We start from the raw sequence: 23,784 nt of genomic DNA, 5'->3' as shown, positions 1-23,784 counted from the left end.
TTTAATGGAAACGGAAAAGTTACTTTCAATGTTACCTGTCAAACGGGTAGCAGGAGCGGTTCCGCCGACTGTGACGGATATCGCGATTGATTCGCGCGCGGTCAATGCAGGAGGAATTTTCGTCTGTATCGAAGGATTTACGGTAGATGGCCATAATTACGTTGGGAAAGCCGTGGACAATGGAGCAAGGGTGATTGTTGCTTCGAAGCAAGTCGATGTCGATTTGGAAAAAGTCGCGGTGGTAATGGTTGAAAATACGTCACGGGCTATCAGCTTGTTGGCGTCCCGTTTTTACGATTATCCATCGAAGCGGATGACGATGATTGGGGTAACGGGTACGAACGGCAAGACGAGTGTCAGTGGCATCATCCAAGCGATTCTTCAGCGGGCGGGTGAGAAATCCGCCGTTACTGGAACAATCGGTTTCGATTTGGATGGAACCCTTTATGAGACTGAGAACACGACGGCTGATGTATTGACGACACAAGGGATGATTGCCCGTGCAGCGGATGAAGGATGTACAACAATGACGATGGAAGTATCGTCACATGGTCTAGTGGAAGGTCGTTTGGCTGGTACGGAATTTGACATCGCTGTTTTTACAAATCTAACGCATGATCATCTCGATTACCATGGGACAATGGACAATTATGGTCAGGCGAAAGGATTGTTGTTTTCTCAGCTAGGACAAGACTTGGAAAAGCGTAAATTTGCCGTTGTCAATGCAGACGATGAATGGAGCAACAAGCTACTGGAAATGACTTCTTATCCAGTTTTGACATACGGTATCCAAAATGAAGCCGTTTTTCGTGGATCGGATATTGAGCTACGGGCAAATGGTACGACATTCAGGCTTACTGCGCCCGATGGTGAATTCCGAGTTGACATGAGCCTCATTGGTGAATTTAGTGTCTATAATGCGCTCGCGGTCATCGCTACTTTGTATGCCAAAGGAATGATGACTGAAGATGTTATTAACTATCTAGGGAAGATTTCAGCCGTCAAAGGGCGTATGGAACAAGTACCGACAGAATTGCCGATTACAATGTATGTCGATTATGCGCATTCACCTGATGCCATTGAAAAAGCGATTGATGCAGTTCTTCCTTATAAGAAGGAAGGAAGTCGTCTAATATTCGTCATTGGTACGGGTGGCAACCGTGATCGGATAAAACGTCCGATTATGGCAGATAAAGCATCCGTCGCAGATTATGTAATCTTAACGACGGACGATCCGCGGGACGAGCCATATGAATCGATACTTGCAGAGTTGGAAGCGGGAATGAAGCATAATCAGTATGCATGTATTGGTGACCGGCCGGAAGCAGTGCGCCATGCGATAGCGGTTGCAGAGCGTGATGACATTATCATTTTCGCTGGTAAAGGGCATGAGGATTATCAAATTATCGGCTCTACGAAATACCCACACTCAGACGCGGAGATTGCGCTGGTAGAGGCAGAGAAGAAATTTGGTACAGGATTAGTTGGAAAATGAGTAGAGAGAGTTGTCCTGATTTTGGGATAGCTCTTTTTTTTGTGGAATGGATGACATCGTGGTTTTGCTGTTGTTGAAGAGTTTTGGGAATCTGACGTTCAGTTTTACCTGTGCTTCACTAATTCCGATAAAAAATTGTTGAAATCATCCTCCAATGTGTCTATGCTAAGGAAAGCAGAGCAGAAGGAGACAATATACAATGGACAAACCAATACATGAAGAAATTGCATCCCGCCGGACGTTTGCAATTATTTCTCACCCGGATGCCGGGAAAACGACAATCACAGAAAAACTACTCTATTTCGGTGGTGCAATCCGCGATGCCGGAACAGTAAAAGGTAAGAAATCAGGGAAATTCGCAACTTCTGACTGGATGGAAATTGAGAAGCAACGTGGAATTTCGGTAACATCATCCGTCATGCAATTCGATTACGATGGTAAGCGCGTTAACATCTTGGATACACCGGGACACGAAGATTTCAGTGAAGACACATATCGTACACTTATGGCCGTCGATGCGGCTGTCATGATGGTCGATTCAGCAAAAGGAATCGAGCCACAGACGATTAAATTATTCAAAGTATGCCGTATGCGTGGGATTCCAATCTTCACGTTCATTAATAAAATGGACCGTCAAGGGAAAGAACCGCTTGAACTGATGGAAGAATTGGAAGAAGTGCTTGGTATCCAGTCTTACGCGATGAACTGGCCAATTGGAATGGGTAAAGAGTTCCTTGGTATTTACGATCGTTTTAACAACCGTGTTGAACAGGTACGGGTCGACGATGACAAGCGTTTTCTTGCGATCAATGAAGACGGAGGGCTTGCAGAACCACATCCAATGATGGAAACATCATATTATAAGCAAGCACTTGAAGACGTTCTACTTCTTAACGAAGCAGGCAATGATTTTGATGAAGAGAAAATAGCAATAGGTGAACTGACACCTGTATTTTTCGGCAGTGCATTGACAAACTTTGGTGTGCAGACATTTTTGGAAACGTTTTTACAGTTTTCACCACCACCACAACCACGAATAACAAAAGATAAAACAGAAATCGATCCGTATTCGGAAGAGTTTTCAGGTTTTATCTTCAAAATTCAAGCGAATATGAATCCGATGCACCGTGATAGAATCGCATTCGTTCGTATTGTTTCAGGTGCATTCGAACGTGGAATGACTGTAACGGTTCCGCGTATTTCCAGGACATTCAAACTGACACAGACAACGCAGTTCCTTGCGGATGATCGTGAAATAGTGGAGGAAGCGGTAGCTGGTGATATTATTGGACTTCACGATACAGGTAACTACCAAATCGGGGATACAGTAATCGGTGGTAAATCAAACTTCCTATTCGATGCGTTACCACAGTTTACACCGGAACTCTTTGTTCGGGTAACAGCGAAAAACGTTATGAAGTCTAAACATTTCCATAAAGGAATTCTTCAGCTTGTGCAAGAGGGAGCAATTCAATATTACCGGACGCTCCATACTGAGGAAGTACTTTTAGGTGCAGTTGGTCAACTTCAATTTGAAGTGTTCGAGCACCGAATGAAGAATGAGTATAACGTCGAAGTGCGCATGGAGCACGTCGGTTCGAAAGTTGCGCGCTGGATTGTCAACGAAGGTGACGTCAAAGAATCGATGGCAGGGCAACGAGCAATGCTTGTAAAAGATCGCCACGACAAACGTGTATTCTTATTTGAAAACGATTTTGCAATGCGTTGGTTCCATGATAAGTATCCGGAAATCGAATTATATAGCCAATTATAATTTAAAAACCCGGCAAGACGGTCTATCCGTCCTGTCGGGTTTTCTTATCATTTACGAACAGTTGAAGGATATTAATTAAGTCCGTTACCAAAGCTTTAGGCGCTCCCGTTTGAAGTCGACACCATGTTTCATTATGATTAATGGAGTGAAGCTTTTTTAAAAGATAAGAAAATACCGATTTTTTCTACTTTGGTCGTTGTCTAGACTCCAGGCGCCAACCACTCGGAGGCTTACAGGATGTGAGTTACGCAGCGGGGAGGGATTGAACTACATACCTCCTTGTTGCGACAGGACGTCGCGTTCTTAGACTGACTTCCTTTATCACTTATGCCTGTCGGGGCTAGGCGGCGCCTTCCGCTTTTCCAATAAAGAAAGGAACGTGTCCATGAAAATTAGTGATTTTTCTATAAAAAGGCCCGTATTTACGATTGTCATTATGTTTCTTATCATCATTTTAGGGGCGGTATCATTCTTTCGTATTCCAGTGACGCTAATACCAGAATTGAACCCGCCGATTGCTGTCGTTGTGACAAGTTATCCAGGTGCATCTCCGGCAGAAGTGAGCGAGAAAATAACAAAACCACTCGAAGCGAGTCTTTCGACTGCGCCTGGATTGAAATCAATGCAATCCACCTCGCAGGAGGGCGCCAATTTCATCTTACTTATGTTTGACTGGTCAACGAAAATCGATGATGTCCAGCTCGATATTATGCAAAGGGTAGATCAAATTCCAGTCCCAGAAGGTGCCACAAAACCACGTTTTATGAAATTTGATCCGTCCCAGTTCCCGGTTATTCAATTGTCACTGCGTGCAACTGCGGATGATACAGATATCCGGAAAATTGCGGATCAGCTAGAAACTGAATTACGCCGGACGAAAGGCGTAGCAAGTGTTTCCGTTTCGGGTCAATTGATAGAAGAAGTACAAATCATTATGGATCAGAACAAACTCGTAGCGAATGGCCTTGAACAAGCCGATATCGTCAAGATGATTCAAGCAAACAATGTGTCTATGCCCGGTGAACCAATTAAAACGGTGGATGGCAAGCAACTTACAACCCGTATTGTCAGTACATTAACGACCATCTCCGACATTCGGAGTATCGCGATTGGTGCGAATCCGTTAAATGGCGCTACAGTAACAATTGCAGATGTGGCGGATGTTGCACTTGTCGAAGCAGAGTCTGCCACAGAAACGCGTGCAAATGACCAGCAGGCTGTTCTGATGTCCGTGTTGCAAGAATCTGGTGCAAATACAGCGGATGTGTCGACCGCCTTCAAAGAGGCTCTTGACAATCTGTTGGAAAAAGAAGAATTCAAAGGTGTCGAGTCAGATATTTTATTTGACCAAGGGGATTATGTAAAACTCGCCATAGGAAATATTGGACAGTCGCTTATTTTAGGCGGTATTTTCGCAATGCTTGTATTGTTCTTTTTCCTGCGTGGCATAAAAAGTCCAATTATTATTGGTATTGCCATTCCATATTCGGTCATTGTGACATTTGTTCTCATGTATTTTGCTGATTTCTCGCTTAATATTATGACTCTTGGTGCGCTTGCGCTTGGTATAGGGATGCTAGTTGATAACTCGATTGTCGTCATTGAAAATATTGAACGACATCTTGCTATGGGGAAGGATCCGCAAATTGCAGCCTCTGAAGGTTCGAAGGAAATTGGCGGTGCCATTATTGCGTCAACGTTAACAACGCTTGCCGTTTTTGTCCCAGTTATTTTCATCAGCGGATTAATCGGGCAGATTTTCACGGAATTTGCCTTGACAATTTCCTTTAGTTTATTCGCATCACTCGTTGTTGCATTGACGGTTGTACCCATGATGGCGAGTCGTATGCTAAAGAAACCGACGAAAAATATAGCAGCTAGGAGACGCCGCTCAAAAGGATTGAATAACTTTGAAAGATCGGTGAAGTGGGCACTGAAACATCGTTCTGTTGTCCTGTTAACTACACTAATTGTGCTGGTGTTAAGTAGTTTTGCTTTAACTAAGGTCGGAACCGAATTCTTGCCAGCGACTGATGAGGGATTTGTCAGCATTACAGTGAAGTTACCAAACGGTTCATCTTCAGATGCGACAGATGAAGTAGTAAAACGAATTGAAGCGCAATTGAAAGATGAGCATGATGTGGAAGTATACGTTAGTCTTGTTGGTGGAACGCAACAGGATATCGCGCAAGGTACATCTAAAGCTAATATTGCAGAAATATCCGTCAAACTTGTACCGCTTGCGGAAAGGGAACGCTCGATCTTTAAATTCGTAGATGATGTGCAACCCAAAGTATTGAAAACTGTAGGTGACGCTGCCAAAATAGGCTTCGTGATGCAGACTGCAGCGGGTTCAAGTCCGAATACGTTGACATTCTCATTGAAGGATACAGACGAAGAACGTCTGAACGAAGCAGTTACAAACTTGAACAATGAACTGGTTGAACTTGATTCCGTAACGGAAGTGACAAATAATCTTCAAAATACTGTTCAAGAAATCCAAATTGAAGTGGACCGCCAAAAAGCATCTAACAATGGACTGGCGCCTTATCAAATTGCACAAACAGTAAACAGTGTGACTCGTGGTTCATTAGCCACGCAGATTATCGGAAAAAACGACGAAGTGTTCGGTGTCTATGTGAAATACGATAAGAAGTTCCGTAACAGTATGGACCAGTTGAAAAAATTGGAACTCCGTACTCCAACAGGTACATTTGTGAGACTTGGGGAAGTTGCTAAAATCGAAATTGCGGAAGGACCCGTTTCTATCCAACGAGTCGATCAAGCACACTCGGTAACATTTACTATGAAGTATGAATCGTCTCAATCACTTGGTGATATGACGGCTAAAGTGAATGATACAATTGATAGGCTTAAGTTGCCGGAAGAAATTGACCTAACATTTGGCGGTGACAGAGAGTTATTCGAAAGTGCGATTGATGATATGGTCATGGCGATACTACTAGCCGTTGTACTTGTCTACATTGTCATGGCGGCACAGTTCGAATCATTTAAATACCCATTTGTCATTATGTTCTCTGTGCCCCTTATGATCATTGGAGTAGGGCTAGGCCTCTTCCTGACAAGTACGCCAATCAGTGTCACAGCAATAATCGGGATTCTCGTCCTCGTTGGTATCGTGGTCAACAACGGGATTGTCCTGGTTGATTATATTAATCAGCGAAAAGAAGCGGGGCTCAGCTCATATGATGCTATTATTGCCTCGGCCAGGGATCGTTTACGTCCGATCCTGATGACTGCACTGACGACTATTCTTGGCTTATTACCTCTTGCGCTGGGTATTGGTGAAGGAACAGAGATGAATCAGCCGATGGGAATTGCAGTTATCGGTGGATTACTTAGTTCGACCTTGTTCACGTTGTATATTGTACCAATCATTTATAGCTTATTTGATCGACAAACGAGAAAACGTGCAGTCGAAAGTAAATAACCGTAGAGCCTCCCTTTATTGGGAGGTTCTTTTAATTGTTGAGTTTTTCATGACGGTAATAAACTCAAAGTTAACAATCATAACACATGTGTTGATTAACCAAAAACAACCAGTAAATAACTTAATCAAACAGCAGGCGCTTCGTGTACAGTATATTTGGATTGCTTGGATTGAACGACCTCTATACGATTACCGAGATGTCTTTATGTGTAGGAATGCGACTTCGTCGCATCACAACACATTTTTTCGGTAATCGTATGGTGCTTATTCATCCGTCGCTATCCAAATGGATACGTACACAAAGTGCTAAAGCTTTTCGGGACGAAAAAATAGCGGGGCTGCTTATCTGGATAATAGCCGCCAAAGATGCAATTTTGGCGACTGAAGTCTTCTCCATAGTCTTGTCTTTTTTAGTTAAGGAAGAGTCACTTTCTTAAAGTTCATCGCATGATATGACGCGTACACTTTACTCAAAGTAAGCAAGAACACATTGTACAACGTGCAAGAGTGCCCGAAATTGTATCTTCGGGCACTTATAACCTTATAAAAGTCATCTATTCTTTTTTTCTAAAACAGCTGTATTTTTCACTTGAACGTTGTAGGAACGCCACAGGCAACTAGTCGTAACAGGATTACTGAAAAGAGTGTGGGTAGGAATGACGAAGTCATTTCTAACCACACTTGCCCCTCGGTAAAGTTGTCATGAATAGTTCGCCAAAAGCGGACTGGAAATGATCCGGTGAAACGGTGTTCTTCAAGCATTTCTTACCTGCTCTTTATGCAAGAAAATGGTTAATCAACAGACGTGCAATCATAACTATTCTAAGGGAACCAGTCGGGCAGTAAACAGAATATTCTTCTAACAGTCTAATTCAAATGTTATACTACAAAATAAGGGGGGGATTATATGCGAACTCATTTCTTTACCGGCTTTCCTGGATTTATAGCTACGCAATTGATAAAAGAATTGGTACGTGTTGGAGAAGTGAAGAAGGTTTACGTAGTCGTTCAATCTAGCCAAGCTGGTCTCGCAAAGGAAAAAGCTACATCTATTATGAGAGAAATGAATGTTACTTTTCCGTTTGAAATTTTGGTCGGGGATATTACGCAACCAGGACTTGGGATGGCGCAGCAGACGATTAATGATTTACGCGAGGAAAAGTTAACTGTGTGGCATCTCGCCGCCATATATGATCTCGCGGTAAAAGCTGAAATTGCTTGGAAGGTAAATGTTGAGGGGACGAGACAAGTTATTGAATTTGTCCGTACTCATCCTTCTATTGAGCGGATCGTGTATTTTAGTACAGCGTATGTTGCAGGAAAACGAGAGGGTAAGTTGCTTGAAACTGAGCTGATTCGTCCGACTTCTTTTAAAAATCATTATGAAGAAACCAAATTTGAAGCGGAACTACTTGTGGAAGAACTGAAGAAGGATGCAGCCGTGACTATTATCCGACCTGGAATTGTACGAGGCCACTCGAAAACTGGGGAGACAATTAAGTTTGACGGGCCATATTTCTTTATGAATATGATCGATAAATTGCGATGGATGCCAATTATTCCTTACGTGGGGAAAACGCAGGCATGCATAAATGTTGTGCCGATTGATTATATAATCGAGGCTTCAGTGTATTTATCTAATCACATAGGAGCTACTGGTAAAACGGTTCATTTAACGGATCCTACACCGCACCCGATTGAAGAGATTTACTGCGCAATGGTCGTTGAATTGACAGGCAAAAAGCCTAAGGGAAGATTGCCGCGGCTTCTTGCAGAAAGAGGCCTTGCCTCAATCCGCTTACAGCGTAGACTAGGCGTTGAGGCGGAAACACTGGATTATATGATGTGGGATGCCATATTCGATACGACAGTTGCAGAGGAGCTACTGCAAGGAAGCGGCATACACTGTGCTGATTTCCTAGCCTCGATTCCATCCATGACAGCATTTTATGAAAAGAATAAGAAAAATAGCGATTATCATATAAAAATCGGGTAATAATATTTACTTTTTGACCAACTATGGTATAATCAAACAAAAGAACCCGAACTTAATAACTTTTGACTTTATGTCAAGGGGGAGTAGCTATAGGGAAACCTATTTCATAGTCGTCAATACATGGCTTTTGCCATCGGTTATGATAGCTGGATTTTTGCAAAACTAAAATTCCGACTTAGCGAGACCTTTGCCTTTTATTAGGTGAGGGTCTCTTTTATTTTGCAAAAAAATAGGGGGAATCGATTTGGAAGCAATATTATTGGAATACGCATGGGTACTCGTTGTACTTATCGTGCTAGAAGGATTACTGGCAGCAGATAATGCCGTTGTTATGGCGGTCATGGTCAAGCATTTACCGCGTGAACAGCAAAGGAAAGCACTTTTTTACGGTTTATTAGGAGCGTTTGTCTTCCGCTTTGCAGCTTTGTTCATGATCACGTTCCTAGTGAATATTTGGCAAATTCAAGCGCTCGGAGCAATCTACTTATTGTTCATTTCCATTAAGAATATTATGGATCAGCGAAAAGGTGAGGATACACATCCTGATGCTAAAAAACGTAAGCAGTCTGGTTTTTGGATGACTGTTGTGAAAGTCGAACTTGCGGATATTGCATTTGCGCTCGATTCGATGTTGGCGGCGGTTGCACTTGCTGTAACGTTGCCTAAGCTTGGTAACTTCGATATAGGTGGCATTAACGGTGGACAATTCATCGTCATGTTATTGGGTGGTATTATTGGCTTAGTGATCATGCGATTTGCTGCACGTCAATTCGTTGTTCTTTTGCAAAAGTTTCCTACCTTGGAAACAGCAGCATTTCTTATTGTTGGATGGGTCGGTGTCAAATTGGCTGTGCTTACACTGTCACATCCAGGCTTGGGAATCCTCGATGAAAGCTTCCCACATTCAACTTTATGGCAAGTGACATTCTGGATTGTTCTTGTTGGAATAGCGCTAAGTGGCTACTTGGCTGGGGTTAGAAATAACAAAAAGAAAGCATAATATGAAAAGCAGCCATGTGATTGCATGGCTGCTTTTCTATTTTTATCAAATTCGTCCTTTCCTTTTTCATGCGACTTCTCTAAAATAGGTACGACACCATATTATTGGTGAAAGGAACGGTGAACTGGTTGAAATTCAATCGTGAGAATTTACGCAGGTTCACACCTGCACAAGTTATAGTGTTTTATTATTTTCTGGCCATCGCCTTTTCATTACTACTGATGAATTTGCCTGGAGTATACTTGCCTGGAGTAAAGATAAGTTTCATTGACAGCTTGTTTACAGCCGTAAGTGCCGTAAGTGTTACTGGACTGGCGCCCATCAGCATCGGAAGTACTTATTCGGTTTTTGGTATTTGTATGCTTATGCTTGTTTTGCAAATTGGTGGAATTGGAATTATGTCGATAGGGACATTTTTTTGGCTCCTCGTTAAGAAGCGAATTGGTTTGCGAGAAAGGCAACTAATCATGGTCGAACATAATCAATATAACCTTGCAGGGCTTGTTCATCTAATCAAGGAAATCATTAAAATAATATTATTAATTGAAATTATCGGTGGGCTTATATTTACAGCTTATATTATGCGGTTTTATGATACATTTAGCGAAGCACTTCTTAACGGGATGTTCATGTCTGTATCTGCGACAACGAACGCGGGCTTTACTATTGCAGAAACTTCACTCGCGCAGTATTTCAATGATTACTTCGTTCAGACATTAACGATGATTCTAATTATTCTCGGTGCCATCGGTTTTCCGGTTCTTATCGAAGTGAAAAGTTATTTTTCAAAAAAAGTGCCTCATTTTCGTTTTTCTTTATTCACAAAAATAACGACAGCGACATTTGGATTTTTACTTGTTTTCGGGGCAGTTATGATTTTCATTTTGGAATCTATGCATTCGTTCAAAGGGATGGCATGGCATGAGAAACTATTTACGGCGTTATTCCATTCAGTGTCATCCAGATCAGGAGGACTAACAACGTATGATGTGACGAAATTTAGCGAAGCGACGGACATTTTCATCAGTTCGCTGATGTTTATAGGTGCATCGCCAAGTTCGGTAGGCGGCGGAATTCGGACGACGACATTCGCGATTGCAGTGCTGTTTCTTATAAACTTTGCTCGCGGTAATCAAGTCATTAATGTCTTTAAAAGGCAAATAAAACTGATAGATGTGTTCCGTTCTTATGCTGTCATTATTTTGGCGTTGGTGATGGTTATGACCGCACTCCTTATTCTACTTATTACAGAACCTGGTGTGCCGGTCATTGCACTGCTGTTTGAAATAACATCAGCTTTCGGGACATGTGGTATGTCACTTGGTATCACATCGGATCTTTCTGTAACTGGGAAAGTGATTATTATGTTACTAATGTTCATTGGACGGGTCGGGCTTATTTCGTTCCTCTTTACATTAGGAGGAAAAACAAAGAAATTGAAATATCATTACCCGAAAGAAAGGGTTATTATTGGTTAATAAAAAGGCTGTCCCAAGTTTAAATTGGGACAGCCTTTTTCAAAAGATAAGAAAGTATATTTTTTTGACTTAGAATAGTGTCTAGACTCCAGCGCCTAGCCCCTCGAGTCGCTTCAGTCCTGAAGTTAAAGGCAAAGTACGCCTTTATCTTCAGGCCCTCCAGCGCTTTTCGGGTCTACCAGTCGCTTGCGCTTTTCTTATTGTCTAGCTCCAGGCGCCAGCCGCTCGGGTCATAAGCAATCCAGCTATGCGGCAACGACTGCATGTCGCGATCTTAGACTGCCTTCCCTTAGATCAACTTATGCCTGTCGCGTCTAGAAGGCGCCTTGCGCTTTTCCTGATTGTTCTAGGAACATAAAGAACGGGGTATCATCATGTCTGAAGACGGTGATAAGATAGCCAGCAGCCTTTTGTACAATACCAATTTCTACATCTTCAGGTTGAACAGCAATCGGTGTGATGAACGTTTGCTTACGGATATTTCGGTTATTCAAACGTAAAGAACTGAAACGTTCTCCTAATAAAGTTGGGTTTTCGAGCAATGCCTGTTCGATAGTAGAGCGTTCTTCAACTGGCATATCCTCAATCCACCAAACTTTGCGCGGTTGGAACTTATGGTGTGCAAGGTAATCAATTTTTAGTAGACTGCGTGTGATATCCATATCGGCACGTCCATCTTTCATTAGGAAGTCATTCAAGCGTATGAATAAGTCTTCCAACTGATGTCCGATTCTGGACCAACCTTGATTCTCCCAGTAGGAGCCGAATTGTTGGAAGAAATCGAATGGCGTTTCAAAGACTTCTGATACAAGATATTCCACCGTTCGCGGTAATCGGTTGTCGTTCCAATACTTTTCTAGAACATCCTCGGTCTGTTTGATTCGCAGGATATCATCAAACGTCAATACGTTATTTGAAAATATTTCATAAGGTGCTTCGTCGATAAACTGATAGCCATATTGTTCGGCTTGTATACGTAAGCCAGTTCCACGGAGTAACTTAAGGAAGCCTAGCTGCATCTCTTCTGGCCTCATTGCAAAAACCTCATTGAATGTTTTTCGGAAAGAATTATAATCTTCTTCGGGTAGGCCAGCAATCAAGTCCAAATGTTGGTCAATCTTCCCACCTTCTTTCACCATCATTACGGTACGGGAAAGTTTTTCGAAATTTTGGCGGCGCTGGACTAATTCATTTGTTAAATCGTTTGTTGATTGAACTCCAATTTCAAATCTGAATAGTCCTGCTGGCGCATTATCATTTAGAAATTGGATGACTTCAGGACGCATAATATCTCCCGTTATTTCAAACTGGAACACAGTGCCTGATACATGTTCATCAATCAAGAATTGGAACATTTCCATCGCATAGCTTCTGCTAATATTGAATGTGCGATCGACAAACTTGATTGTTTTTGCACCGTTGGCCATCAAATACCGGATATCCTCCTTAATGGCATCCCGGTTGAAATAGCGGACGCCTACTTCGATAGAGGATAGACAGAATTGACAGGAAAAAGGACAGCCGCGGCTTGTTTCAATATAGGTCACTCTTTTGCCCAGCTCGGGTATGTCCTCTGCAAATTGGAAAGGGGAAGGAAGTTCCCGTAAATCTAGTTTTGGCCCAGGCGCCGTAATCTTCAGTTGTTCCCTTTCTCTATAGGCAATCCCTTGGACAGCCGCTATGTCTTCCTTCCCCGCATAGACGTCAAGTAGATGTTTAAATGTTCGTTCTCCTTCTCCGATCACAATGACATCAATTTCGGGTACACGTTCTAACCAGTAATCGTAATCGTATGTTACTTCGGGGCCACCGGCGATAATTTTCACGTCAGGTTTTACTTTTTTTAGCATACGCATCACTTTTATTGTTTCTTCAATGTTCCAAATATATAAACTAAAACCGACAACATTCGGCATTTTTTGATATAAATCTGATACAATATTCATGGTCGGATCTTTAATTGTGTACTCTGCAATGACCGGACTGTACTCTGGCATTGCATAAGTTTTTAAGCAGCGAATGGCTAAATTTGTATGGATATATTTTGCGTTTAATGTTGATAGTACAATGTTCATAGCTCTACCCCTTTTCTCTCTAACGTTATTATCAAGTCAAGCATTCATCTTATTTAGGTAAAAAGGACCATTCCTATCACACCGTAAATATGGAATAATTTGAATAAGCTTATTATTGTATGAATTTAATCTTTCTGCATGAATCAGTGTTATTTTTCATATTGTTTAAAAATGGGATGTGGAGGAATACACTTGAAATATAAAAATATAAAGGTAATGAAGCATATCACTTTTCTACTGGATGATACAATCAGACCCGGTGCCGTTTTTGATCTTGACGGCAGTCTTTTACATGTAAATAATTCATTTTGCGAAGAATTTGTCAATGATGGAGAAGAAAATATTAAAGAATTTTTCATTAATCCTACTGTTAATCATTGGGACAATGTCTTTAGTAATCTTGGGGAAACTGAGAATAAAACGTTCGAAGTGCATATTCGGCTGTTTGGAAACAGAGTAGAAATTGTTAAGATGCATCTTGAGTATTTTGATGATGTTCAACAGGTGATTGCACTATTTGATGTTCCACAAAGTATTGTGGACAAGTCGGATAAAACCTATATACACGCTTTTCGTAATTCAGATAGCTTCATGGTTGTTATTGATCGTGATGGGATAATCTACGATGTCAATGATTTGCATACTTCCTTTTTTAACTTGCCGAAAGACTATTTTATTGGCAAAACAGTGGGAGCAATCGTTAAATTGTTTCCGGACAACTCTGAGTTAATATTTAATTATTTTAAAGACGTAAATCTGTATGGATTTGCTGAAATAACAACCAAGTATATAAGAAATGTGAATGATGTTAATTACTATCAGATAACAACACTATACGATAGCGAGTCACAAACGTACTTGGTAAGAATGAATGATCGAACAGAAGAAATGGCCATGGAAAAGCGTTTGGCCCATTCAAACTCATTATCGACGATTGGTGAACTGGCAGCAAGTATAGCGCATGAAATTAGAAATCCCATGACTACTTTGAAAGGGTTTGTCCAATTACTTAAGATTTCCGCAACTGCGGATACGATGAAATACCTTTCCGTTATTGATGAAGAAATCGATAGGATGGAGGCTATATTAAGCGAAATGCTTATCCTATCAAAGCCTGGATTGAATGAAAAAACGACATTCTCCTTGGGGGTGCTGGTTGCAGATATGATTCAGGTTGTCTATCCGAAAGCCTTGATGGATGGAATCACTATTACACAAAAAGAAAATATACTTAAAGATTCATTGATTGTCGGTGATTCTGATAAAATTAAACAAGTTCTTCTCAATCTGTTCAAAAATGCAATGGAAGCAATGACTCCTGGAGGGAATCTTTCAATTTTTGTAAATTTGGACAGCCCTGGAAAAGTTATTTTGGGGGTTTCAGATACCGGTAAAGGAATGGATAAACGTCAATTAAAGCAAGTCTTTTTGCCATTCTTCACCACCAAGTCAGACGGGTCGGGACTCGGATTACCATTTGTTTTGAAAAACATAGAAGAACATGGTGGAACGGTTATAGTTGAGAGTGAAGTCGGCATTGGAACAACCTTCATCGTAACATTTCCATCGGCATTGGGGCATGCCACGATGAAAGATACAGCTGAAAAAAGAGTGCTCTCTCTGTAAGTAAAGGTACGAAACGTCTTCTTGGTTTTTTGACATGAAGACGTGTTTGCCGTTATAATGAGGGCGACTATTGAGCGTAATTATAGAAGGGGCACTGCATTATGACAAAAGATACAGAACGGGCACTGAAATTATTTATTGTTCTTTCAAGGGCGAGTAAGGTGATTTTGGAGGAAGCGCATAAAACGAGTGAAAAGCATGGGCTTAATCCAACTGAATTCGCCGTTCTTGAATTGCTTCACCACAGGGGGAGACAGCCCATCCAGAAGATTGGGCAGAAAATCTTACTTCGAAGTGGTTCGATGACTTACGTTGTCGATAAGCTTGAAAAAAGAGGGTTATTGGAACGCGTCTTTTGTGAAGAAGATAAGCGGGTGACATATATGTCGATTACTCAGGACGGCGTCAATTTAATGACATCTATCTTCCCGGAGCATGCGAATAATATCGAATCTATCATGTCCTCCCTTTCCACTGAAGAACAAGACCAGGCAATTGAATTAGTACGGAAATTGGGGCTTTCGGTAAAGAACTTATCGTAAAACGCAGTAACTCGTCATACGAGTGCTGCGTTTTTTTAGTGCGTAGTAATATATATAATACTTTACCTTTGCATGTTGAATTAAAGAATCCCATTGAATGTACTGTGGACCTCAATAATGCAAGAGCTGTTATTCGGGTTGTGGATTGTAGATCGCTTGGCGCTTTGGGGATTCCTCTCATCGTTAGCCTAGATTAGCGCTTCGCGTCCAGTCTTACGGCTTCGGCGACCCCTTTGCCGCGCCTGCGCTAGGTTATTCATTATCAAGAGAAAAGTGATTTTGAGATGTATATGGCGAGATTGTAAGGTGATTACTAGTTGAACCTATATAAATTGAAATAAAGAATTCCATTGAACCGCTATGGCGCTAGGGGATGCCTCCCGCATAAGCCAGATGAGGTATTCTTTAACCTATCGGGAACAACCTCTTGACATTAACTGTATAATTTCTGCAAAGAACACAGAAATTATACAAACCGAACTCTTCGTTGTTCGGTTGGCTACCCCTGTTAAGGCGCCTTCGCTTAGTATATATACCGGATTCAACATATATAATCATAGTCAAGAAATCCGCAATCCAGGTTGCAGATTTCATCCCAGGTAATGAAATGCTCTTTCTGGCTTATCGCGGGAGGCATCCACAAAGCGTCGAAGCGGTATTGGTAGCAGCTCTGTTTCATTCCAAGTATCGAGACTTTTTCAGTGACTTCCCAAAAGCCCTTGTAAGCGCCTACGACGTATTCATTTGTTCAACATATATATGAATTGCCTTTGAAAGGCGATTCCCCTCCGCTGAGACTCGAACGCTTTTGTTACAATTAAAAAGAGCCAAACGGATGGTTATCCATTTGACTCTTGATAGTCGTCCATTATTTAGGAACTATTGTTTCAGCCATACGAAGGAATTGCTCGAAATATTCTTCTTTTGGAGAATCGTAGATTGTAAGTTTAACCACCATATTGTCACGTTCGAAAATAATTCCCGTAATAGATGCAGTTTCAGCTTTTATGGCCAGAACTTTTGCATTTTCAATGCCTTCAGCTGTAGGGATTGACTTCTCATCTAGTACTTCAATTGGCGCGCTACCATCCCCTGATGCTTCAAGTACAGCAATCATGTTTTCGGCTAAGTAGTCATATGTGCCGTCTTCCTTAGCTACCGTCTCGATGCGCATAAACACTGCTTCATTGTCTGCTGAAATTAGGCTGTCCTTACCGGGTTCTTCGCTTGATAATGAAAAGTCAGGCAGTACAGAAATAGCGTAACTTTGTTCATCGCTTTCCTTCAGGTCTGCATTTTTCATTATGTCCTCTTGAACCTCATCAACCTCATCAACTTCTGTATCCGGTTCCTTGCCTTCAGTGACTGTTTCTTTGTCTACGTTTTCAACCACATCCGCTGATCCATTTGTACTTTCTGGTTCCTTGTCGGTACTTGTACCACAAGCGGTAAGTAATAAAGTGGTCGCGATTGCTGCGTATAAAAGACTCCATCTGCTTTTCATCGTAAACCCCTCCTTGGTTAAATTTGACGTCTGAGACGCCGTAATGTTTCATTATATATAAGTTGAATAAATGAATACCTATATAAACTGAGTGAAGGCGCCTTACAAGCGATAGCCTGTTGCCGTAGCCAATTCAATGGGATTCTTTATTACAACAGATATAGAACTTAGTTTATTGAATCTTTTATAGTGTGCCTTAAAATTAGTATAACGTAAAGTCTTTTCTATTGCTGACCATTTGAAGTTGTCGGAATATGTCGTAAGTTAAACCACTTATTATGAGAGTATTCCTGTATAATAAAAGTTAGCTATGTGTTAATCCATGGAGGGATTATCTTGGAGTGGACTTTAGAAGAAGAAATTGAATTATTACGCGAAGAGATGATGAAAGCAGCGACTGAAAAAGGACTGACTGCTGCTGAAACGATAGAATTCAGCAGAAGGCTTGATAATCTCATGGATCAATACGCAGGGCTAAAAAAAGGCTGATAACGAAGTAATAGGGTATTGCTCCTATTACTATCTTTGAAGAAGGAAGCCACTTATAGAATTGCTCAAAAAAACAAGGGAAAATATTTTGCGAACAATGTTTAATAATCAAGAAAAGAGGGGAAATTAAGATAGAACACAGCAACATTCTCATTTCCCCCTTTTGAGGGCGGATCCCTATCACGGGGTTCCGTCCTCCTTTTTTTGATCAAAAATAGAAATGAATGATGGAAAAATACAAATACTTTGGTAGGATAAAAGATAATACGATTTTCAACCTCATTCAGCTGGGGCTAAGCCCTGCCGGATGAAGGCAATTTAAGTACGCCGATGTGCATTTGATAAAGGGGGAATTGAAATGGAAGTCAAAAAGATCGCATTTCTTGGGACAGGTGTTATGGGTGTAAGCGTCGTTAACCATCTTTTAGACAGTAATTATGAAGTGGCCATATATACACGCACAAAAGAAAAGGCAAGGTCTCTAATAGATGCAGGTGCTGTTTGGATGGATACAGTTGCTGCAGCGGTGAAGGATGCGGAATTAGTTTTCACGATGCTAGGTTATCCGGGGGATGTCGAAGAAGTTTACTTTGGAGAGGGTGGTATTTTCTCAACTGGTAAGGCAGGTCAGATTCTCATTGATATGACGACTTCTAGCCCAGCACTGGCGATACGTATTGCGAATGCTGGTGCTAAGTTGCAGATGGCGACAATTGACGCACCCGTTTCTGGGGGAGACATTGGCGCGAAGAATGGGACGTTGTCAATTATGTGTGGCGGGGAAGAAGAAGTATTCAATGCCATTACACCGGTTTTAGCGGTTTTTGGAAAACAAATTGTTTATCAGGGTCTGGCAGGCTCCGGGCAGCATGCAAAAATGTGCAATCAAATTGCCATCGCGACGAATATGATTGGGGTTTGCGAAGCGCTGGTCTATGCTGAAAAAGCAGGGTTGGATCCTGAAACTGTGCTGAAGTCTATATCGACAGGTGCGGCAGGCTCATGGTCATTGTCGAATTTGGCACCGCGAATGTTAGACGGGGATTTTGAACCTGGATTTTATGTTAAGCATTTCATGAAAGATATAAACATCGCGCTGGCAGAAGCTGAAGCGATGAATCTATCACTTCCAGGTCTGCAACTTGCAAGTGAAATGTATAAGAAACTTGTTGAAAAAGGATTTAGCGACCAAGGGACACAAGTCCTATATAAAAGTTATTAATAAAGCTAAATAATTATAGAAATAAGCCGAAAATAGAAGTAAGTGTTCAATTAAATTAATTAAGTGCTATATATGTTGACCAGGTGAATACTAAGTAAACCGAGCGAAGGCACCTTACGAAGGGTAGCCGAAGTGGATTCAATGGGATATCTATATACTATTATTAACATCTAGGAGCTGAGTAGGTGAATACAATCAAATCGGATGTAGTAACATATGAAGTCTTTGAATTTGTAGAGTTTCAAGTAGGAAATAGTAATTTTGGACTAGGCATTCAGCATGTACGTGAAATTATTCAACCCGTTCCGGTTACTGTATTACCGCATTCACACCCGTATATTGAGGGAATCATACAATTACGAGGAGAAGTACTTCCTGTCATCGATTTGAAGAAAGTAACAGGAAATGCAACTAATAATAATAGTGATGAATCCAAATATATCGTCGCTGAATTCGACGGGACAACAGTGGTCTTAGATGTGACGGCTGTTACCCAAATCCAGCGTATCAATTTTACGGATATTGAACCTGCTTCCGATATGTATACGGGAAATAAAGTACCTGTTTCGGGAGTTATCAAGCGTGATAACGGAATGATCCTTCTCGTTGATTTTGAAAAAGTAATCGCGGAGCAAATTAAGTAATAGAAGAAAAAACGGGCTATTCCCGCTGGTAGCCAGCAGGAATAGCCCGTTTTTAAAAAATAAGAAAGTATAAGTTTTTCACCAAGAGCAGCGGTACTCGAGCGACTTTCTTATTGTCTAGACTCCAGCGCCTAGCCCCTCGAGTCGCTTCAGTCCTTAAGTTAAAGGCAAAGTGCGCCTTTATCTTAAGGCCCTCCAGCGCTTGTCGGGTCTACCAAGGCGCTTGCGCTTTTCTATTTACCATCCAAATAAGATGAACGGAAGTTTTGTGAATCCTGAATGCTATGAATAGACTTTTTTGGTAGTGTTTTTTTCTTCTCGGGTATTATCGGGTGGGTGGGCCCCACATATTTAGAGAGAAGCTCGCGCGCAGTTTTCAAGCTCATCCGTTCTTGAGGGTTGCGAGAAGCTGGATCTTGTTGTCCGAGGTGTGGAAGAGTATTAAAGTCTTCTTTTTCTGGGATTGTATGAAAGAGGAATTCGTCACATCGGACGAGGACCGTGGAGTGTTGCTTGCTGAATTTTGGATTGTCGACAAAATGCAATCCGATTTTTTCGGCAATGCCCGAACTAAGCAACTTGTCTATCGCCATCTTTTTTAAGGCGTAAAGTTGTCTATTGTCAGGAGCTGTTTTGGCATGTCGATTTACCGTGTAGATGGCAATTGCCAATTGACGGATGGAATGCTTGTTTTTCAAAATTGGCCTCCTTCATTGGCAGATTGAATGGTTACATATATTTCATATAATACCAAGAATGAAAGAATTGTACAACTTCAGATCTAAAAGGTAGTGAAAACACTGATTCTTCCGAAGATGCATTATGCTGATATAATAATTATATTTATTTATTCGATACATACTTTTTCGATATAAGTACAATCTATTTATGATTAACTATAAAGTACTCGGGCGATTGATTCATATTTACCTGGATTAATCGATAAAAGTTTGGATAAATGCATAACAAACGGAGGCACACATGAGAAACGTTAAGATTAAAGACCGTTTAGAAAAAATTGTAGAATCATATATTTTGAACCACTCCTTTAAGATGACCATATTTGTTGAGAAAAATGAGCAAGGTAAATTTGATGTGCTTTACGCTAACTCATTGGCGACAAAATACTTTTCGACTGAAATCGAACAATCGGCTGCTTGTTTTTTTGGTGATTTATGGATTCCCATTAAGCGCAGGATGCGGAAATTACAAAATCAATCTGATTTTACAACTGAAATCCAATCGATACGAGGTGGGGCAGGCGTATTATTCGAATTGGATTTTCAACGTCATACCGAAGAGTTTGAACGAGAAATTATCATCATTGAATTGCGTGAACGGCTAGATACCGTAACTGTAAGGAAGTCGCAGTCGGAGTTACAACATAAATATAATTCCGTCATTGAACATAATCTTGACCCAATCATAACCATCGATCAAAACTTTAAAATTATTTACGCGAATCGAGCCGTTCATTTAGGTTTCGGCTATCGATTCAAAGAACTCTCTGGCCGTTCAATTTTGAATCTTTCCGGGGAGGATAACATAAAAGCATTTAAGCTCTTCTTGTCCCGGGCACTTGCAGGGGAATCCATTGAGATGGAAGATTCAACTATTTTTCATAAAAAAGGATATTTATTACCCGCGTATTTGAAGGCAATTCCCGTCTTGATTGATGGAGAGGTAGAAGAAGTTCAACTAATTGTACGGGATACATCTATTCATCAGAAAAATAATGAAAAACTTCTATTCCTGTCATATCATGATCATTTGACGGGTTTGTGGAATCGTCAGGCGATGAAAGAACACTTTACGGAGGATTCTCTAAACGCCTTGCGAAGAGAAACAAGACTGTCTTTCGTTCATTTAGGACTTGATCGATTCAAATTAATAAATGAATCACTTGGCCATAATGGTGCGGACGAAATATTAAAAATGGTTGCGGAACGATTAAAAATAATCTGTCCTGCATCCGCCAGGTTGTATCGTAATGGCAGCGATGAATTTATCGTCTCATTGCAAAATCATTCTGTGCTGAAGACAGAGAAGTTTGCACAACAGTTATTGAATGATTTTGGAAAACCATTTTATCATAATCATCAGGAGTATTTCATTTCTGCATCCATCGGAATTGCTGTTTATCCTGAAGATGGAAAAACACTTGAGAATCTACTAAGGAAGTCGGAACAAGCGCTAACCTTTGTGAAAGATCGTGGCCGCTCGCATTATCGTTTCTATCAAGAAGCGATGAATTCTACCTTCCCGGATGAAGCACTGATGGAATCGCATTTACGCAGGGCGATTGAGTTAAATGAATTGACGATTCACTATCAACCGCAAGTCGATTTGAAAACCGGGCATATTAGTAGTTTCGAAGCGCTTCTTAGATGGAATAATGGAAAATTTGGGTTTGTATCACCGGCGCAATTCATCCCCATTGCTGAAGATTCAGGGCTTATTCATGGAATTGGTGATTGGGTATTAAACCAAGTATGTAAACAGTTGAAAGAGTGGCAGGATAAGCAGTTCAAAGCTGTTAGGATAGCTGTGAATATATCGCCAAAGCAATTTAGAATGGAAAACTTTGTCGATAAATTGAAAGAGAAGATTTCTTACTACGACATCTTACCGTCTTCCCTTGAAGTGGAAATTACGGAGGGAGCATTGACGATAATAGATGAAACTTTAGCAACATTAAATGAACTAAAGAAAATCGGGATTTTCATCTCCGTCGATGATTTTGGAACGGGTTATTCATCACTTAGTTATTTGAAGCAATATCCAATCGATATCATTAAAATCGATCGTTCATTTATAAAAGATATTGAATTTGATGTGAAAAACAAAGCAATAGCGAAGACAATTATTAATCTAGCCCACAGTCTTGGGATGGAAGTAATTGCTGAAGGTGTAGAGAAGGATTTACAAGCTATGATTCTACTTGAAGCTAAATGCCAGAAGGCGCAAGGCTTTTTGTACAGTAAGGCAGTTCCTGTAGAGGAAATTGTAGAAAAGTATTTATGAAGTCAAGTCTCTTGATTAACCATTTTATTATATGAAGCGCCTGTAGGAAATGCATACAAGTTTACACACATGTACATTTCCGGCTCGCTTTGGACGAAATGATCACACCACATTCTTTGAGGAGGAATTGCTATTCATTCCTCCTTGGTCATCCTGTTACGACGATCTATCCGCCGCGTACCTACAGTGTTCAAGTGGAAAATGCAACTATATATTCGGCACTGCTTATTTGGGGTTAACTAGGTGGTGCGCCTCGCCTATAACGGACAAGTCTAGCGACAAAGCGGTGTTAGAAGAACAATCCATTTGTTTAGTGCCGACTATACACTTTGGAAAAATAAAGGAATATCACCTTTAATAAAGCCTTCTATACTTATTTTAGCAAAGACTTTACACAGCAAGAAATCCCGATAATTGTATAGTATTTGTTCGGTCCAAAGCGATCCGATGGTATCTGTACATAGAACGTCTAATGAATAGTAAGTAGTCATATTTGGGTTTACTTTGGTTAATTAAAACATGTGTTATTAAATAATCGTATAAACGGACAACTGAAAAAGTTCGGTGTCCGTTTTTCGTTGTGAGGTTACTTTTGTTCTCGTAACGAACTTGATAACATGTTACAATTATGAGTGAATATTCATTCATTATAAGAGGGGGAATTGTTGTGTTTGAGGGAAAAGTCATAATTGTAACAGGTGGATCGAATGGGATGGGGAAATACATGGCGAAGAAATTTGCCGATGAAGGTGCACAAGTCGTAATTACGGGTAGAGATATAGATAGGTTAAATGTGGCTCAAGAAGAAATTGGGGATCATGCACATCCATTCCAGATGGATGTGAGGAATGTTGAATCAGTTGCAGCGTTAGTCGCTTTCACGGATGAAAAGTTTGGCCGAATTGATGGATTAGTAAATAATGCGGCTGGAAATTTCATCGTTAAAGCAGAAGATTTATCACCAAACGGCTGGAAGTCTGTTATCGATATTGTACTAAATGGCACATTTTATTGCTCCAGCGCAGTTGGAAAGTACTGGATTGAGAAAGGTCAAAAAGGATCGATATTGAATATGCTTGCAACGTATGCATGGGATGCAGGCGCGGGTGTCATTCATTCCGCGGCAGCTAAAGCAGGTGTTATGTCGTTAACTCGAACTTTAGCAGTTGAATGGGGAAGTCAATATGGAATCCGTGTGAATGGTATTGCGCCGGGTCCGATTGAACGTACAGGCGGCGCAGAAAAGTTATGGGAGTCTAATGAAGCAGCTAAGCGCACACTTGAATCGATTCCTTTGGGTCGTCTTGGGAAGCCGGAAGAGATTGCAGAACTGGCGGCATTCATTATGTCAGATAAGGCGTCCTACATGAATGGAGAAATTGTGACGCTCGACGGCGGACAATGGCTTAATAAATCCCCGTTTTAAGGATAAATGTTGTCGTTTTGCACATCCTACTCTCAAAA

General features: G+C 41.0%; 17 protein-coding genes. 14 read left to right on the top strand and 3 right to left on the bottom strand.

Annotation, left to right across the window (positions count from 1 at the left end; translation table 11 throughout):
* Positions 1-4 precede the first annotated feature (4 nt).
* The 7 genes from MKY15_RS01895 to MKY15_RS01865 all read left to right on the top strand — a co-directional run bounded on the left by MKY15_RS01895 (position 5) and on the right by MKY15_RS01865 (position 11,194).
* Complete coding sequence (locus MKY15_RS01895) at positions 5-1,495, top strand: UDP-N-acetylmuramoyl-L-alanyl-D-glutamate--2,6-diaminopimelate ligase (protein WP_067211703.1); 1,491 nt, start codon at positions 5-7, stop codon at positions 1,493-1,495.
* Between the two features lie 199 nt (positions 1,496-1,694).
* Positions 1,695-3,269 carry a peptide chain release factor 3 gene (locus MKY15_RS01890; protein ID WP_067211702.1) on the top strand — a complete coding sequence of 525 codons (1,575 nt, stop codon included), beginning with the start codon at positions 1,695-1,697 and terminating at the stop codon, positions 3,267-3,269.
* Between the two features lie 385 nt (positions 3,270-3,654).
* Positions 3,655-6,720 carry an efflux RND transporter permease subunit gene (locus MKY15_RS01885; RefSeq protein ID WP_338655690.1) on the top strand — a complete coding sequence of 1,022 codons (3,066 nt, stop codon included), beginning with the start codon at positions 3,655-3,657 and terminating at the stop codon, positions 6,718-6,720.
* Positions 6,721-6,863: 143 nt separating this feature from the next.
* A complete protein-coding gene (locus tag MKY15_RS01880; protein WP_342538819.1) occupies positions 6,864-7,157 on the top strand; it encodes a hypothetical protein in 294 nt (97 codons plus the stop codon).
* A gap of 470 nt (positions 7,158-7,627) precedes the next feature.
* Positions 7,628-8,716 (top strand): SDR family oxidoreductase, encoded by a 1,089-nt coding sequence (locus MKY15_RS01875; protein ID WP_342538818.1) that lies wholly within the window; start codon positions 7,628-7,630, stop codon positions 8,714-8,716.
* A 244-nt stretch (positions 8,717-8,960) separates the two neighbouring features.
* On the top strand, positions 8,961-9,716 hold the full coding sequence (locus MKY15_RS01870) for a TerC family protein (protein ID WP_338655694.1): 756 nt from the start codon (positions 8,961-8,963) through the stop codon (positions 9,714-9,716).
* 128 nt (positions 9,717-9,844) lie between these two features.
* Entirely contained in the window at positions 9,845-11,194 is a 1,350-nt protein-coding gene (locus MKY15_RS01865; protein ID WP_067214027.1) for a potassium transporter TrkG, read from the top strand.
* A 314-nt stretch (positions 11,195-11,508) separates the two neighbouring features.
* Here MKY15_RS01865 and MKY15_RS01860 read toward each other — a convergent pair whose 3' ends face one another.
* Positions 11,509-13,269 carry a radical SAM protein gene (locus tag MKY15_RS01860; RefSeq protein WP_340740470.1) on the bottom strand — a complete coding sequence of 587 codons (1,761 nt, stop codon included), beginning with the start codon at positions 13,267-13,269 and terminating at the stop codon, positions 11,509-11,511.
* A gap of 192 nt (positions 13,270-13,461) precedes the next feature.
* On the opposite strand from MKY15_RS01860, the gene MKY15_RS01855 reads away from it, so the two are divergent.
* Positions 13,462-14,895 (top strand): ATP-binding protein, encoded by a 1,434-nt coding sequence (locus MKY15_RS01855; protein ID WP_067211685.1) that lies wholly within the window; start codon positions 13,462-13,464, stop codon positions 14,893-14,895.
* 98 nt (positions 14,896-14,993) lie between these two features.
* Positions 14,994-15,437 (top strand): MarR family transcriptional regulator, encoded by a 444-nt coding sequence (locus MKY15_RS01850; RefSeq protein ID WP_067211682.1) that lies wholly within the window; start codon positions 14,994-14,996, stop codon positions 15,435-15,437.
* 868 nt (positions 15,438-16,305) lie between these two features.
* Here the strand turns inward: MKY15_RS01850 and MKY15_RS01845 are convergent.
* Complete coding sequence (locus MKY15_RS01845) at positions 16,306-16,941, bottom strand: hypothetical protein (protein WP_342538817.1); 636 nt, start codon at positions 16,939-16,941, stop codon at positions 16,306-16,308.
* 336 nt (positions 16,942-17,277) lie between these two features.
* Between MKY15_RS01845 and MKY15_RS01840 the strand changes: the two genes are divergently transcribed.
* The 3 genes from MKY15_RS01840 to MKY15_RS01830 all read left to right on the top strand — a co-directional run bounded on the left by MKY15_RS01840 (position 17,278) and on the right by MKY15_RS01830 (position 19,296).
* Positions 17,278-17,430 carry an aspartyl-phosphate phosphatase Spo0E family protein gene (locus MKY15_RS01840; RefSeq protein WP_082786654.1) on the top strand — a complete coding sequence of 51 codons (153 nt, stop codon included), beginning with the start codon at positions 17,278-17,280 and terminating at the stop codon, positions 17,428-17,430.
* A 358-nt stretch (positions 17,431-17,788) separates the two neighbouring features.
* Positions 17,789-18,652, top strand: a complete 864-nt coding sequence (locus tag MKY15_RS01835) for an NAD(P)-dependent oxidoreductase (protein WP_338655703.1) — start codon at positions 17,789-17,791, stop codon at positions 18,650-18,652.
* Between the two features lie 185 nt (positions 18,653-18,837).
* Complete coding sequence (locus tag MKY15_RS01830) at positions 18,838-19,296, top strand: chemotaxis protein CheW (RefSeq protein ID WP_067211674.1); 459 nt, start codon at positions 18,838-18,840, stop codon at positions 19,294-19,296.
* Between the two features lie 233 nt (positions 19,297-19,529).
* On the opposite strand, the gene MKY15_RS01825 is transcribed toward MKY15_RS01830, so the two are convergent.
* On the bottom strand, positions 19,530-19,994 hold the full coding sequence (locus MKY15_RS01825) for a YkyB family protein (RefSeq protein WP_082786653.1): 465 nt from the start codon (positions 19,992-19,994) through the stop codon (positions 19,530-19,532).
* Between the two features lie 283 nt (positions 19,995-20,277).
* On the opposite strand from MKY15_RS01825, the gene MKY15_RS01820 reads away from it, so the two are divergent.
* Positions 20,278-22,320, top strand: coding sequence for an EAL domain-containing protein (locus MKY15_RS01820; RefSeq protein WP_342538816.1), 2,043 nt, complete (start codon positions 20,278-20,280; stop codon positions 22,318-22,320).
* 667 nt (positions 22,321-22,987) lie between these two features.
* On the top strand, positions 22,988-23,746 hold the full coding sequence (gene fadH, locus MKY15_RS01815; RefSeq protein ID WP_067211665.1) for a 2,4-dienoyl-CoA reductase: 759 nt from the start codon (positions 22,988-22,990) through the stop codon (positions 23,744-23,746).
* The last annotated feature ends 38 nt before the right edge of the window (positions 23,747-23,784 follow it).

The sequence above is a fragment of the Sporosarcina sp. FSL K6-1540 genome, from assembly GCF_038620285.1.
Lineage (GTDB): Bacteria > Bacillota > Bacilli > Bacillales_A > Planococcaceae > Sporosarcina > Sporosarcina psychrophila.
Note: the sequence above shows the minus strand (reverse complement) of the source record. Positions and strands in the feature narration are given on the sequence as shown.